The sequence below is a fragment of the Guptibacillus algicola genome (assembly GCF_020171805.1).
Classification (GTDB): Bacteria; Bacillota; Bacilli; order Bacillales; family Guptibacillaceae; genus Guptibacillus; species Guptibacillus algicola.
In genome coordinates, this window is the sequence record NZ_JAIVAF010000001.1 from 530,353 (window position 1) to 544,823 (window position 14,471).

Annotated in this window: 12 protein-coding genes and 1 other annotated feature; of the genes, 4 read left to right on the plus strand and 8 right to left on the minus strand. The window is 39.5% G+C overall.

Features of this window, described 5'->3' with window-relative positions:
* Nucleotides 1–13: 13 nt before the first annotated feature.
* Together LCM09_RS02935 and LCM09_RS02940 are read right to left on the minus strand one after the other, a co-directional pair.
* Nucleotides 14–793, minus strand: a complete 780-nt coding sequence (locus LCM09_RS02935) for a PRC-barrel domain-containing protein (protein ID WP_224878620.1) — start codon at nucleotides 791–793, stop codon at nucleotides 14–16.
* Between the two features lie 22 nt (nucleotides 794–815).
* Nucleotides 816–2,192 carry a hypothetical protein gene (locus LCM09_RS02940; RefSeq protein ID WP_224878621.1) on the minus strand — a complete coding sequence of 459 codons (1,377 nt, stop codon included), beginning with the start codon at nucleotides 2,190–2,192 and terminating at the stop codon, nucleotides 816–818.
* 143 nt (nucleotides 2,193–2,335) lie between these two features.
* Between LCM09_RS02940 and LCM09_RS02945 the strand changes: the two genes are divergently transcribed.
* The 3 genes from LCM09_RS02945 to LCM09_RS02955 are packed head-to-tail and all read left to right on the plus strand — an operon-like array spanning nucleotide 2,336 to nucleotide 5,040.
* A complete protein-coding gene (locus tag LCM09_RS02945; protein WP_224878622.1) occupies nucleotides 2,336–2,779 on the plus strand; it encodes a type IV pilus modification PilV family protein in 444 nt (147 codons plus the stop codon).
* The gene (locus LCM09_RS02950; RefSeq protein WP_224878623.1) at nucleotides 2,760–3,248 is read left to right on the plus strand and encodes a PulJ/GspJ family protein; all 489 of its coding nucleotides are present in this window, start codon (nucleotides 2,760–2,762) and stop codon (nucleotides 3,246–3,248) included. Before LCM09_RS02945 ends, LCM09_RS02950 begins: the two co-directional genes overlap by 20 nt.
* On the plus strand, nucleotides 3,238–5,040 hold the full coding sequence (locus LCM09_RS02955) for a hypothetical protein (RefSeq protein WP_224878624.1): 1,803 nt from the start codon (nucleotides 3,238–3,240) through the stop codon (nucleotides 5,038–5,040). The genes LCM09_RS02950 and LCM09_RS02955 overlap by 11 nt, the downstream gene beginning before the upstream one ends.
* Before the next feature lie 42 nt (nucleotides 5,041–5,082).
* Here the strand turns inward: LCM09_RS02955 and LCM09_RS20870 are convergent, their stop codons facing one another.
* The 3 genes from LCM09_RS20870 to LCM09_RS02970 form a co-directional block, all read right to left on the minus strand.
* Nucleotides 5,083–6,792, minus strand: coding sequence for a sensor domain-containing diguanylate cyclase (locus tag LCM09_RS20870; RefSeq protein ID WP_224878625.1), 1,710 nt, complete (start codon nucleotides 6,790–6,792; stop codon nucleotides 5,083–5,085).
* A gap of 109 nt (nucleotides 6,793–6,901) precedes the next feature.
* Nucleotides 6,902–8,203, minus strand: coding sequence for a bifunctional folylpolyglutamate synthase/dihydrofolate synthase (locus LCM09_RS02965; RefSeq protein ID WP_224878626.1), 1,302 nt, complete (start codon nucleotides 8,201–8,203; stop codon nucleotides 6,902–6,904).
* A gap of 58 nt (nucleotides 8,204–8,261) precedes the next feature.
* On the minus strand, nucleotides 8,262–10,904 hold the full coding sequence (locus LCM09_RS02970) for a valine--tRNA ligase (protein ID WP_224878627.1): 2,643 nt from the start codon (nucleotides 10,902–10,904) through the stop codon (nucleotides 8,262–8,264).
* Between the two features lie 63 nt (nucleotides 10,905–10,967).
* Nucleotides 10,968–11,193 (minus strand) — a binding site (T-box leader).
* Between the two features lie 158 nt (nucleotides 11,194–11,351).
* On the opposite strand from LCM09_RS02970, the gene LCM09_RS02975 reads away from it, so the two are divergent.
* Nucleotides 11,352–11,552: a hypothetical protein gene (locus LCM09_RS02975; RefSeq protein WP_224878628.1), complete on the plus strand. Its 201-nt coding sequence runs from the start codon at nucleotides 11,352–11,354 to the stop codon at nucleotides 11,550–11,552.
* Here the strand turns inward: LCM09_RS02975 and LCM09_RS02980 are convergent.
* From LCM09_RS02980 to spoVID, 3 genes are read right to left on the minus strand one after another with little or no spacing between them, the layout of a single operon-like run.
* On the minus strand, nucleotides 11,549–12,523 hold the full coding sequence (locus tag LCM09_RS02980; protein ID WP_224878629.1) for a phosphotransferase: 975 nt from the start codon (nucleotides 12,521–12,523) through the stop codon (nucleotides 11,549–11,551). The genes LCM09_RS02975 and LCM09_RS02980 overlap by 4 nt on opposite strands.
* Entirely contained in the window at nucleotides 12,516–13,373 is an 858-nt protein-coding gene (locus LCM09_RS02985; protein WP_224878630.1) for a hypothetical protein, read from the minus strand. Before LCM09_RS02985 ends, LCM09_RS02980 begins: the two co-directional genes overlap by 8 nt.
* A gap of 24 nt (nucleotides 13,374–13,397) precedes the next feature.
* Complete coding sequence (gene spoVID, locus LCM09_RS02990) at nucleotides 13,398–14,441, minus strand: stage VI sporulation protein D (RefSeq protein WP_224878631.1); 1,044 nt, start codon at nucleotides 14,439–14,441, stop codon at nucleotides 13,398–13,400.
* Nucleotides 14,442–14,471: the final 30 nt, after the last annotated feature.

Below are 14,471 nucleotides of genomic sequence, written 5' to 3' on the forward strand. Positions count from 1 at the left end.
TTACTTCGCCTCTCTATCCTGATACATGCATCGACATTTCGACCACTACACCTACACCCGTTTCCTGAGCTTTCTCTATTTCATCTCTAGTGAGAACACTTCCTTCTTCAAACAAAAGTTCACCAGAAGGGGTATAAATATCTTTTAGTAGCTTTTTCCCTTCAAGAATTGCGATTTGCTTTTCTTTAAAACCATTATCCTCTTCCGCTGAAGGCTCTTCTTTTGGCGCCTCTCTGACAACTTCTACTTTGCCATGAGTTGAATACGTTTCAGATGTATATGGTTTCAGGGGTTCAAATAGCTCTTCTGGCTGGTTCACAATATGATCGATTGCATCTTCTGCTACAATCAAAAGATCTTTTCCTAACGTAATCACGTGCTCAGTTGATAAGAATTGTTCTGTATCATTCGTTTTGAACTCAAGTCCTATAACTCTTCCGGTATTGTCATCGAGATAATACTCGCTTACTTCTCCATGAAATTGACCTTTTCGGTTAATGATCTTCGTACCAATAATACTGATTTTTTTCTTTACTAGTTCATTTGCAATCGGTATTTCAGATAGATCAAAGATCGATTTCTCCTCTTCGATCATCACTGCGTATTCCCCAACACCAATCACTTTACGAAACGGAACAGCTTTTACACTTACGTCCCAATCTGGGTGGTCTACGGTTAGAAAATCGATAGACTTGTCCGAGGCGTTTACAACTAGTGATTTAACATGACCAATCTCTGAACCACTTTCAATACTGATAATTGGTAGACCTACGATTTGATTGCTTTTCTTCATCCTTCATCACACACCTGTTTCATCATTTTTGTTTGTATCGTGTCTTTAAGTAGTGAATTTCTTCAAGTAAAAGGGGATACTCACAACGCTTTTCCATTTCATCTAGAAGAGTGTTAAGTTTCGCCCATTCTTTTTGTACAATAAGAAAATCCCGATATTCTGCCGCGACAGCAAAATAGATATCATCCGTTAAATGGGAATCTAGTAACTGCTCGGTAACATTGACATACGCAGATCTATTTCCACTGTTTTTTAAGTAACTCGCTTGTTCACGTAATAATGCAACCATTTCACCAGCAATCTGTTCAGACTGATCTTCAACAACTTCATCACTGATTTCCTCATCATTTGAATCGTTCACTTCAGCATCAGTTGGATCGAGTACATCTTCATCGTCATCATAAGTTTCTACTCGAATATTGTCCTCAGCGGAAATTTCATCACATTCTTCTTCACTATCATCAAAAGAGTCGTTATCTAATCGAGATTCAAAATCGTTGCTTCGAGATGATTGAGGGTCCTCATCCTCGTCAGAACCTGATTCACTCTCTAAATCTTCATCAACCTTCACTTCTTCTTCCAACTCTGAGACTTCAAAATCTTCTTCAGCAATGTTCTCTACGGTCAGTTCTTCTTCGCTTTCCTCGAAATCATTAGATGGTGCTTCTTCTAAAACAGACTCAAGGCGAAGAGAGAAATCGATCCCTTCTATATCATCTGCTGTTTCTTCGGTTTCGTTAAGCGCCTCTTTCACCTGTTCTTGTTCATCTGCATGATCAATAGGCTCTTTTGTTGTTTCATAGTCTGCCTCTTCTAAAACTTCTACAGTTTCAAGCACTTCTACGTATTCATCATCGTAAGTATCTTGATCCAACTCACGATTTTCTTCAGCATGTTCTTCTATGTTATCTAATTCAATTAAAGATTCCGTATCTTCCTCCGAAACCTCAAACTCTGAGTTATCTTCCGACGATTGTTCTAGCTTCTCAGCACCTTCTGACTCTTCAAAATCTATTTCTTCTAAATTAAGGTCCTCATCTTCTTCATCGACAATTTCTGAGGGACTGTTTACTAATTCGTCCTCGGGTTCAAGAATTTTTTCTTCAGCTACTTCTATTCGATTATAGTAATCTTCCAATAATTCCTTGCTTCCTTCCGAGGAAATCAACAAGTAATTTGCTTTTTTCCAAATAACATACATGATGACCATCGCTACAAGAAGCACTAGTACAAAGGCGATCGGGAGTGGATAAATAGATTTAAATACAAGTAGTAGTAAGCTTAACAGCAACCCCATCCCAGCAACGACGTACTTCTGTATACGTGAAAGACCAAGTGGTGCAACCATCAATAGTAATAAAAGCAAGCTTCCACCAACTAAAGCCAATAAATAACCCACTAGCTTGCCACCTCCTAAATAAAAATATTATCAAATTCTAACAATAAAAAGAAATTTATGTAGTTTATTGTATAATAGTATTTAAGAATTGGAAACATTACTCTTATTAATTAATCATTTCTTTTATTGGGGGTTTTTGGAAATTGAGTAAAAGCGAAGGATTTACTTTAATAGAAGTCCTGGTGTCTCTATCTTTATTAACATCTATCGTACTAGTCGCCTCCTCTTTTTTCACACAATCAAATACCATTTCCTCCTACAACAACCAAAAGCTAGTGGCTGTAAACCTTGCACGCGCAACACTCGAAAGGGTTCAACTATCACCAGAAACCTATATTACTGATGGACTAACTGGTGGACCTTACACGTATCAAAGCTGTAAAAGGAACCCAAAAACAGATTGTAATAATTATCAAATTAAAATCAATAACCACGAGTACCTGATTAATGTTTCAGTTTCACAAGATTCAAATGAACAAGGAATAGAGTTAGTTGACGTCCGTGTTGACGTTGTATTACCCAATAAGAAACCAACCATCGAAACTTCAGTAGAAGGGTACGTTAAATATGCAGCAATATCTCCGTGATAATAGAGGACTAACGCTTCCAGAGGTTTTAGTTACACTCGTCCTTGTATCGATCGTTTCCCTAGCAATCTATGCTTTTCTGTTTAACGGACTCCATTCTTATCAGAAAATCAGCACTGAAGCTGCTTTTCGAGATGAAGCCGATATCGTGATGACCTCGTTCATCAATACGCTCTATCCTGTGAAAGAAGAAGAAATTACTTCGAGAGACTTTGACTCCTCCACAAATACTTTTCTACTTACGATCAACAGTTCCACAACGATAGGATTTAAAAATGGAGATGCTCTATTGAATGGGAACGTATTAAATGGTTCTTCATTTGATCTAACTGGATCAACGATCAAAGAGAACTCGTCTGGTAATTTTGAAATTAGTATTAGCATTAAAGACAAAGCTGTTGACCACGCAAAACCATTAACACTCGTTAGCGAAATTGGACTTATTACGGAGGGCGAAAATGGACCATAAACGACTTTCAGATGAACGCGGCTCAAGTCTTGTGCTAGTATTACTCGTTACGTTGATTTTCACTGTTCTAGGTCTCTCCCTACTTAGCGCAACCGTTAACGGAACAAAACGGACTGAACTACGTGAAGACGATGTACAAGCCACATTCGTTGCTGAAAAAGGTGTCGATGAACTCGTCCAATCAATACAAGCTGATCTAAGAAATGGACTCGGATCTTCCGGACTCCAGAAAGAAGATTTTACTAGATTAATCGATCGGACGGTAAGCAATTACACGGACCCTACAGTATTGAGTCACGATACAGGCGAATCTTCAGCGAAGATTGTAAATGTGGACACGACTTCAAACGCATTAAGGCGCCTGATTGAAGTAGAGAGTGTCGGTACGGTTAACAACGAAACCAAAACCGTCACCAAAACATTGGAAATTGGACCAGATTCCTTTCCTGAAGTTCTAAAATATGCAATCGGAGCCTACCAACTTTGCCCAAAAGATCCTAGCTGTGATGTTAAAGGGGAAGGGAATTTGTTTCTGCACGGAGCGGTAGATATTACCGGCGACCTACTCGTTGACGGTGACCTTGTCACAACAAATCAAGGGGTTGCTATCTATGGTAATAAAGATTATTGGATCGATACGTTCCTTCCTATTATTAAGAGCGTTGAAGGTCCGCCTAAAAAAGCAAAGATGGTTATAGGTGGTTCGATTTATAATTTCACAAATGAACCTCAATACAAAAACCACATTAAGAGAATGAACTTTAATGATAGTAAGTATATTGAGGTAGAAGCAAAACAAGCTTTTGCTGGAAACGACTATCCACTTATTGAAAACCGAGAACCTGTTCGAGATCCAGTTGATATTGAGGAAAGAGAAAGTTCGTTCAAATATGAATTAAATGATAGGCTTATTAATGGCGAATCCATTACCTATAAGAAATTCGGAGAATTGGAAGATTATCCGAAGACTGTGTTTATAAATGGTATGAACATGCCAAACGACAATGTCTATCCATACTATAATGATGATGACGACGATGATGATGAAGATGAGCTAGAGGATATGAAAAAATTTAAGAATATCGTTTTCTATAACAATAACCTATTCAAACGTTTTAGCGCAGATAAGAACGTATATTTAACAGGTAATGCTTACTACCATAGCAAGACGTCAACAAAGAATGGGATGTATGTTGGGGAAAACCTTTATATTGGTAATACTATCTCTAATAATAATCAAAGGCACAAATTAAAAGTTAGTGGAACTTATTTCGTAGAAGAAGATTTAACAATTTTAAATGCTGACATACAATTTAATGCCATTATTTATGTAAAAGGTGATGTGAATATACAATATTCAGTTTTAAAAGGGTTAACAGAGAACGGTAAAGAGGGATCATTAATTGTTTTTGCAGAAGGAGATATCCATATAAGTAATAACTCCGTTTACGAGGATACACCAAGTAATATTCGAGGGTTCTTTTATTCTGAAGGAGAATTCGAAATGTATGGTGTGGGCTCAAATGTTCACATTGATGGGGGGATTTCTGCGAGGAGAATCGTTCTAAATGCAGTTAAAGGTCAGTCTCGAGACTCCAACCCTAATAACTCTCAATTTGTTAAATATGGAGATGGATACTTCCAACTCCCAAGTTACCAACAAAATCAACCTTCCAGACTAAAAATTTCATACAACCCTGATATCATCAAGACCTACTCCGATTTAAAAACGGAGGAGCCTTATATTAAAGTTGTAAATGAACCCGTCCCAATCGATCGTACTAAAGATTAATTATAGAAAGCCCGCAGCTTCAATTGAAGCTGCGGGCTTTTCTTATCCGACATAGCTAGCAACACGATTTCGTCCTCGCTGTTTCGCACCAGTATACATCGCACGGTCTGCGTTCCGAATGAGCGTCTGACCATCTTCACCTTGGTCAGGAGCGGAAGCAACACCAATACTCGCTGTAATATAAATTACCTGTCGATTGCCATTCTCTAAGTCATTAAAAATTTCAAAAGGTTGATCTGCAATAGCAAACCTCAGTTCTTCAGCCACCTGAAAACTATGGTCATGCGAAGCATCATCGAGAAGGATGATAAATTCTTCTCCTCCAAATCGCGCCACCGTACCTTTATCACCAATTTGTTCAACAAGGCGATTTGCAAGGCCACATAGTACTTCGTTACCACTATGATGACCAAATGTATCATTCACTTTCTTAAAGTGATCGATATCTAACAGGATGATAGAAAACGGCCGGTTATTTTCTTCGTATGCTAGATACCTTTCGTCTAGCAACTCTTCAAAGAAACGGTAATTGTATAGATTTGTTAATGGGCACGTTTCACTTCTTCTCTTTGTTTCTTCATAGTTCTTTGCATTGTCGATCGCCACTGCAAGATAGTTTGCTAATATTTGTAGCACGAGTATATGCTGCTTCTCATACGAGCGAACTTTATTCGATGTGAGCGTGATAATTCCTACCACTTTCTTGTTCCGTTTCATCGGTACTGAAATGATAGAATTAGCCGAAAGCGGTAAGACACCAGAAGTTAAGCTCTTCCACTGAGACCGTTTGCTATATAGACGACTACGGCCACTACGCCAAACAATTGAGCTAATTCCTTCTTGAGTAGGACTTTCCCCAGGTCCTGGTATGACCCCGACTCCCCGCTCGTATGTTTTGATAAGAGATAGCCTTCGCACATTTTCAGCATCCATCACATAGGCATGATCTACTTCAAACATGTCTGTTGTTTTTTCTAGGAATAAGTTCAGTATGTCATCTGTATCAAGCCGTTGTGTAACTTGCTGACCAATTTCGCTTGTTTTATGTAGGAGGTCATTTACTTTACGACTAGAGTAATACAATCTGAGCATGAGAGAAATTAGGATAAAAGGCACTCCTACAAAAAGAATCGCAATTGCACCGAGGTATGTATGAAGCATATAGAGTAGGAAGCCAATGGGTAGCGTAACTGCAGTTGTGATCGCTTCCCAAAGCATATCTTTTCCAAAGAAAGTAGTATCAGCTTCTCTATATACGAAAACCTTTAGAAAATGCAGTAATATCTGATTAACGAAGATTAATGAAAACGTGTAAGCTAATGCAGGCAGAACTTGAAACATCGCATTACCGGAAAATTCCCCAACCGTTCCACCTAGTGCATAGAATAAACCACCTGAAATAAGAGAAATCATCATAAACATGAGCATATTGACTGGGTAGCGATGACTTTCTTTTTTCGTTACACGTAAGTTAAGTAGAAAGACTAAGATAGATAGTTGAGTTAAGACCATTTCTACAAATAGACCATATCTCAAAAATACAGTAAGCGAGATTCCCTGAATGAAGAAGATATCGATTCCTTTTACATTGATCGGCATTAGGGAGACGACTGCAAGGAGTGCAAATAGTGCTAGAATATCTAACACATTTCCTGATAAATCAGGGGGATAGAAGATATATGTTGCAATGATAAGTGTAGGCCAAAAGGCTAACCAAGTGAGCCAAACTTTTAAAGTCATACTTGCATTCACCTTCTCCCCCCTTCCATCTTCCGTCCTTTTAAAGAATAATTTTCCATTTCTTCAAATTGTTTAAGTTTATAATAGCAAAAAATGAAGGAAAAGTCCTAGTATTTTGTATTTATTTCAAACTTTTTAGATAACTTCGAACTTCAGCAATAAAATAGAGTGATCCAGTCACTAAGACAAGGTCCTTTTCATCTGCTTTCTTCATCACTGCATCGACTGCTGTCCTCCAGTTTTCTTCATAGGCTTTTTCTGAAAACGAACACCTTTTATATTGCTCACTTGCACGAACAGCTCTCGGAAAATCGAAAGTCGTAAACGTAATAGTAGATACAATAGGATAGAGAGGCTTGAGCATCGCTTCAATATCTTTGTCTCCAACAGCACTAAACACAGTGTAGATGGTACTATCCGGATAGCGTTTTCTGATCGTATCAGCAAGACTAGCGATACCTTCCGGATTATGTGCACCATCAATAATGACATCTGGATTTGTAAGCATATGTTCGAACCTACCTGGCCAAGATGCATTTAATAAACCTCGTTTGATCATATCTTCTTCAATATGAAGACCATAAAACACTCTTAAATACTCCATCGCCATTAAGGCTGCCGATGCATTCTTCACCTGATGAAGCCCCTTCATTTCAATGCTTACATTTTCTATTGTTCTATATGGGGAGTGAAACGTGAAGGTCTCTCCATCCTTAGTCGACATTACATTGCTTAGCCTGAATTCTTCATTTAACTTATAGCACTTTGTGTTATTTTCTTTTGTCGTTTCCATTAGCATGTTTCGAACAAGGTCATTCTCTGCAGTCGTGACAAGAGGTACACCTGATTTAATAATACCTGCTTTTTCAAACGTGATTTGTTCGAGGTCATTACCAAGAATATGCATATGATCGAATCCAACGTTCGTAATGACCGAAACTAACGGATGGATCACGTTCGTAGAATCCAATCGACCACCTAATCCAACTTCCATCAAGACGATATCAGGATACGCAATTTTTCCAAAATACACGAAGCTAATGAGCGTAATCACCTCAAACTCTGTTGGCGAACCTAAAGAAGTGTTCGATGCTTCTTGTACGATGGGATAAACACGGTTACATACCTCAACTAAATCATTTTCTGGTATAGGTGTTCCGTTTAATGCGATACGTTCAGTAAACGATTCGATATAAGGGGAAGTGAACGTTCCTACTTCATAACCTGATTCCTGTAAGATGTGTCTCATATAGGTTAGAGTAGATCCTTTCCCGTTCGTACCACCAACATGAACAAACTTTAACCGTCTTTCTGGATGACCTAATCGTTCTAGCATCCATTCCATTCGTTCTAATCCAGGCTTAATGCCATGATTTAATAAGCTGTGAATCCAGCTTACTGCTTCTTCATATGTGTTGAACATCCTTCCCACACCTTTCTTCAAAAGAAGGCGAATCCCCTTTTGGAGATTCGCCATAGCTTTATTTTTTTAATTCGTTAATACGAGCTTCAACATTGTTTCTACGCTCTAAATAATCCTTTTCCTTCGCACGCTCTTCGGCAACAACCTTCTCAGGAGCTTTGCTAATGAATTTCTCGTTAGCTAGTTTCTTTTGTACGCGCTCTACTTCGGAGTCTAGCTTCTTCCATTCACCTTGTAGGCGTTCGATTTCTTCATCTATATCGATTAATCCTTCAAGCGGCAGGAAGAGCTCTGCCCCAGAAACGACTGCTGTCATCGATTTATCAGGAGCTTGTAGATCAGCAGAAATCGTAAGAGCTTCAGGGTTACAGAAACGTTCGATATACTGCTTATTCTGCTCAAGCTGAGCCTGTGCTTCAGAAGTCTTTGGCTTGACCTGAAGTTCGATCGGTTTACTAGGAGCCACGTTCATTTCTGCACGGATGTTTCGAACAGAACGAATGATTTCAGTTAGTAGAGCCATATCTGACGCTGCATCAGGGAAATGAAGAGCATCTTGTTTCTCTGGCCAGCTCGCAACTGTGATCGATTCTCCTTTATGAGGAAGGTGCTGCCAGATTTCCTCAGTAAGGTATGGCATGAACGGATGTAGCATGCGCATCGTCTGATCTAGTACATAAGCTAAAACAGAACGAGTTGTTTTCTTCGCTGCTTCATCTTCCCCGTACAATGGAAGTTTCGCCATTTCGATATACCAATCACATAGATCATCCCAAATAAAGTTGTAGAGGTATCGACCAACTTCACCGAACTCATAATTGTTGATTAGGCGTGTTACCTGATCGACCGTGTCGTTCAGACGCGTTAGAATCCATTTATCAGCAGTGGACTTTTCACCAGTAAGATCGAGCTCATCGTATTCCATGCCATCCATGTTCATAAGAGCAAAACGAGAAGCGTTCCAAATCTTGTTTGCGAAGTTCCAAGTTGACTCAACCTTTTCCCAATAGAATCTTAGGTCATTACCTGGTGAAGAACCAGTAGCTAAGAAGTAACGCAAAGAATCAGCACCATACTTCTCGATTACATCCATTGGGTCTACACCATTTCCGAGAGACTTACTCATCTTACGTCCTTCAGAATCTCGTACAAGTCCATGAATAAGTACGTCGTTGAATGGACGTTGTTCAGTAAACTCAATACCTTGGAAGATCATTCGAGCTACCCAGAAGTAGATGATATCGTAACCTGTTACGAGTACATTCGTTGGATAGAAACGCTTGAAGTCAGCTGATTCTTCGTCAGGCCAACCCATTGTAGAGAATGGCCATAGAGCCGAGCTAAACCACGTATCAAGAACGTCTTCATCCTGTTTCCAGTTCTCAATATCTTTAGGCTCTTCGTCACCTACATAAATTTCACCAGTTTCTTTATGGTACCAAGCTGGGATACGATGCCCCCACCACAGTTGACGTGAGATACACCAGTCACGGATGTTCTCAATCCAATGAAGATACGTTTTTTCAAATCGTTCTGGGACAAAGTTTACTTTATCGTCTGATTTTTGAAGATCGATCGCTTGTTTTGCTAGAGGTCCCATTTTTACGAACCATTGCGTTGAAAGATATGGTTCAACAACTGCACCGCTTCGCTCAGAATGACCTACTGAATGAACATGCTCTTCAATTTCAAAGAGAGTACCTGCTTCTTGAAGATCTTTAACGAGCTGCTTACGGCACAGGAAGCGATCCATTCCTTTGTACTTACCTGCGTTCTCATTCATTGAACCGTCTTCATTCATAACAAGAATTCGCTCAAGGTCATGACGGTTACCGATTTCGAAATCATTTGGGTCATGAGCAGGAGTAATCTTAACTGCACCAGATCCAAACTCCATATCTACATAATCATCGGCTACGATTTCAATCTCGCGCCCAACGATCGGAAGAATGGCTTTCTTACCAATCAGATGCTTATATCGCTCATCTTCAGGGTGGACAGCGATCCCAGTGTCTCCAAGCATCGTCTCAGGACGAGTTGTAGCAATCTCGATATGTCCAGATCCATCAGCTAGCGGATAGCGCATATGATAGAAATGACCCGTTACTTCTTGATGGATAACTTCGATATCAGATAGGGCGGTTTTTGTTTTGGGATCCCAGTTAATAATATACTCGCCTCTATAGATGAGACCTTTTTCATAAAGCTTAACGAATACTTCTCGAACTGCGTCTGATAAGCCGTTATCAAGCGTAAAACGCTCTCTAGAATAATCAAGAGATAGACCAAGCTTTGCCCACTGACTTCGGATGAAATCAGCATACTCTTCTTTCCAATCCCAAGACTTCTCTAGGAACTTCTCTCTTCCTAAGTCATAACGAGAAGTACCTTCTTCTCGAAGTTTCCCTTCTACTTTTGCCTGAGTGGCAATACCTGCATGGTCCATTCCAGGTAACCATAGTACGTCATATCCTTGCATTCGTTTAAAACGCGATAGGATATCTTGAAGTGTTGTATCCCAAGCATGCCCAAGGTGTAGTTTACCTGTTACGTTAGGAGGCGGAATAACAATCGTGTATGGGGTTTTATTCTTATCTCCTGTTGCTTCAAAAAACTTTCCGTCTACCCAATATGGGTACCATTTCTGCTCAGTTGCCTGTGGATCATACTTTGTTGGCATCGTTAGTTCTTTATTAGCCATTACTATCCATCCTTTCCAATCAATAAGTCGATAGCAAACAAAAAAACTTCTCCCATCCTCGGTAAAAAGGACGAAAGAAGTTTCGCGGTACCACCTTTATTTACAGCTCCAGAAAAAGAAGAGAAGCTGTACGCTTCATTGAATAACGGATTCACCGGCTTCTCCTACTACTATTTCAGAGAAACAGCTCCAGGGCGACTTCAAGTGTTACGTTCCTAAGAAATCTCTCAGCAAATGATTTCTCTCTCTGAAGGGTTCACACTTTACTACTCCCTATCGTTGCCTGTCGACTATTTGTATTCATAAGTTTACCTTTTGTATAAAAAACCGTCAAGATACTATTAGCCCTTTTTATTATGATAACCACTTTTTCTTCTACCTAATCACCCAAACTACTGTGCATACATACGCTGATTGTATCGAAAGTACTGTGAAGGAGACATAGACATGAAAAAGCGATTTGGAGGAATCAACCGTTATCAGCTTCCGCCATCCTTTTATAAGTTCAGAGACATATTAGCCCAATTTGTTCCGCCTTTTATCTTCTTCCAAGCGATTAGAACGATACTTTTTCCAACTTCAGTTGATGTGCTCATCTTAATTATCCTAGTAGCCTTAGAAGTGTGTTTTTATTTCGAATGGATTTAAGCTCGCATGTGCTGTAATGTGTTCGTAATTCCGTTCATCACTTCTATTTTTTTCGTAAAATGCCGGACATGCTTCATATGTGACCAGTTACGTCGATTACTAGTAAAATGGGTCACACTGTTAAACAACGATTCAGGAAAATATAAGTAGCTAGCAAGTAAATCCTTCTCCTCTTCATGTAGAGCAAACTGGCTTTCGTAGCGAGACATATTCGAAACTAATACTTCTGGATTGTATTGAAACGGTGGAACTGCTGAACGTATCAGATAAGTGAGATCCCTTACCGGAGAGTCCATGACAGATCGTTCAAAGTTTATAAAATAACCTCGCTCTCCTCCAGCAATAAAATGCGATGCTGAGCATTTCCCATGGCAGAGCACCGTTCTAAATCTCTTCGATTCATTTGTTTGTTCAAACCAATAGTCTAATCGCGACTTAGACAGATCGCAATTCTTCATCAACTGATGGAAATGAGTAGCAAATGTAAGTTCAAATGGGGAGAGGTAAATACGTTTTTCAATGTCGTTGACGTACTTCTCCATCTCAAACTGCCGACTTTCTCTTAAGACGACCATCTTATCATAGAATTGTTTGATCGATTCTTCTGAGAAAGCATGATCTTTCACTGAATAGCCGTGTAACTCTGCCAAGCTTTGAATCATTTGTCCTTCTTTTAAAGAAGGATTCACATGCCCTTCTTCTATCCATGGAGACAAGTACATCACACGATCTTCCACAACTACAAACGTATCGCCATATTTTGTCTTGACGATTGGTACAAATCCATTGAATTGCAATTCTTTGAAATAGTTCTCCAAATATAGCATCCAGTCCATTCGATCTCTGGTCAAGTTGGTATCTTTAAGAGCAAACGTGCCCTGATTTGTTGTGACCTTTAACACTTTCCCATATCTCTCATAGTTTTCAGGAATCAGATCATATTGAAATAAAATTGCACCAAGGTTATTCATAGGAGAAGGTCCTCCTGGCCGGAACAGAAAGCTTAAGAGCTTCACATAATTCCATCGTAGCTTCCCATTCTTTCTCAAAACGGTGATAAATTTCTTCTTCATCCCGACAGCACTGCATGTGATCAATACATTCCTTCCATTCCCAAGGAGAGATCAATGCACCCTTCACTTGCTTCGCTAAGCCTTTTGAGATTGCGTTAAGTAAACTTGCCCAGCATGCCTGAATGTCCTCTACTCGCTCAAAGTCAAGCGCTTTTCGAATCACCTGATGGGCAGACTCGGGAGGCTCTTCACTCAAATTATAGTAGTACTGTCCATTTATAACGTTCAACTCGTTTCCAACGTAACAAGTCGGAGACAACGTTTTTTCGTGTGTTAATCGTTGTTTCACTTTCGGAATGGCTCTAACTAACAAAGAATAGTATCTTTCATTCTTTTGCTTTAGATTGTTTAATGCTTTAATGGATTCTTTATAAGGAAACACGCCTCTATCTTTCTGATTATGATAAGGAAGTTCGTTTGAAATATCGAGTAATGAAGCGATTAGGAACCCTTTAAACTGTGGGTCATCATCGATGGCTGACGATGAATCGATAACATCATGGACTGTAATGAAAGATTGATCGATTTGAACATAAGGCAAACCGTCGCGTGTACGAATCATGCGATTGCACATAATTCCCGATTTAGAAAAAAGACGGTCACGGAAGTTGAGATGATACTCAAGCAATTTCCGATCCCGCCAATACGTTACCTTTTTTGTTCCAACATGTGTTTCAATTAAATTGGTATGATTCCACTTCATGTCCTCAAACCCGTATTTATATTGAAGAACCATTGTAATGTCCATTTGTACTACCCCTTTTCACACCATTTACCGGTTAACGGGGATGTATAAGATCTGGCCTTCTCTAACTTCTTCTTCATCGAGTCGATTCACTCTAGCAAGGTGACTCGGCAGTACCCTATAACGCTCCGCAATTTCTGTGAGGGAGTCTCCGGGTTGGATGATACACATTTTCATTTTCGAGAAATTCTCTTCATCTTTCGTTAACATGTTTGTTAAATATAATGCATTTTCTTCACGGATTGGTTCTCTTTCTTCCACATTTTCTTCTTCAACCTCTTCTTGCTCAATTTGTGGTTCATAGCCATAGCCGTAGGCTCTTTGAGCACTTTCTTCGTTATGATTATAGTAACTTGCTTCAGAACTTTGGCCAGCCATTCTAGTCAGTAGATCATAATTCGTTTCGTTATCTGCTTCGTCCTGCACTTCTTCATGTTGTACATGTTCCACATGCTGCTCAGGAGGTTGAGCTCTCATATCGACTTGTGGCGTTCGTACATTTGCAGGAAACATATCCGGCTCATCAGCCTCATTGTTCACATATTTCACGTCTGTTTCCCATACTGATTCATCTGATGACCTTTCTTCTTCCATCACCTCATCGTACTCCACTTCTGAATCATTTTCATAAGCCGAGTAGCTGGCGTCTCCTTGAATGCCGCTTATTGAAATATCAGCATTAAGTTGCAAACAGTTTGTTTCACAGAGCGTGTAGTCAAAGGTGTCTACCGTAACATAAATATCTTCAAGCTTACGGATCCTACTTGCTGGGATTGTAATATCAACAGGGAAACGGTGGCCGATTGTAGCTGTTCCATCCTCACGAGTTTCCACTTCGTGAACGGAGCGATAAACAGAAGAATCATTCTCTTCATCTTCACTACCATCATTCTCTCTTTGAAGATACTCCCCTGATAAATACAAACATCCTTTAACCGCTACATAATCCTCATATTCTTCAATGGAAATTTCAGGGTCTAGCGAAATCGATAAAACCTCTTCAACTTCCTGTCCTTTCTTTAACCATACCTGCTCCTCAACGGAGAAATGCAAATGTGAATCATTCTGCATGCTTTCTCCTCCTTTCGAACATTATCCATA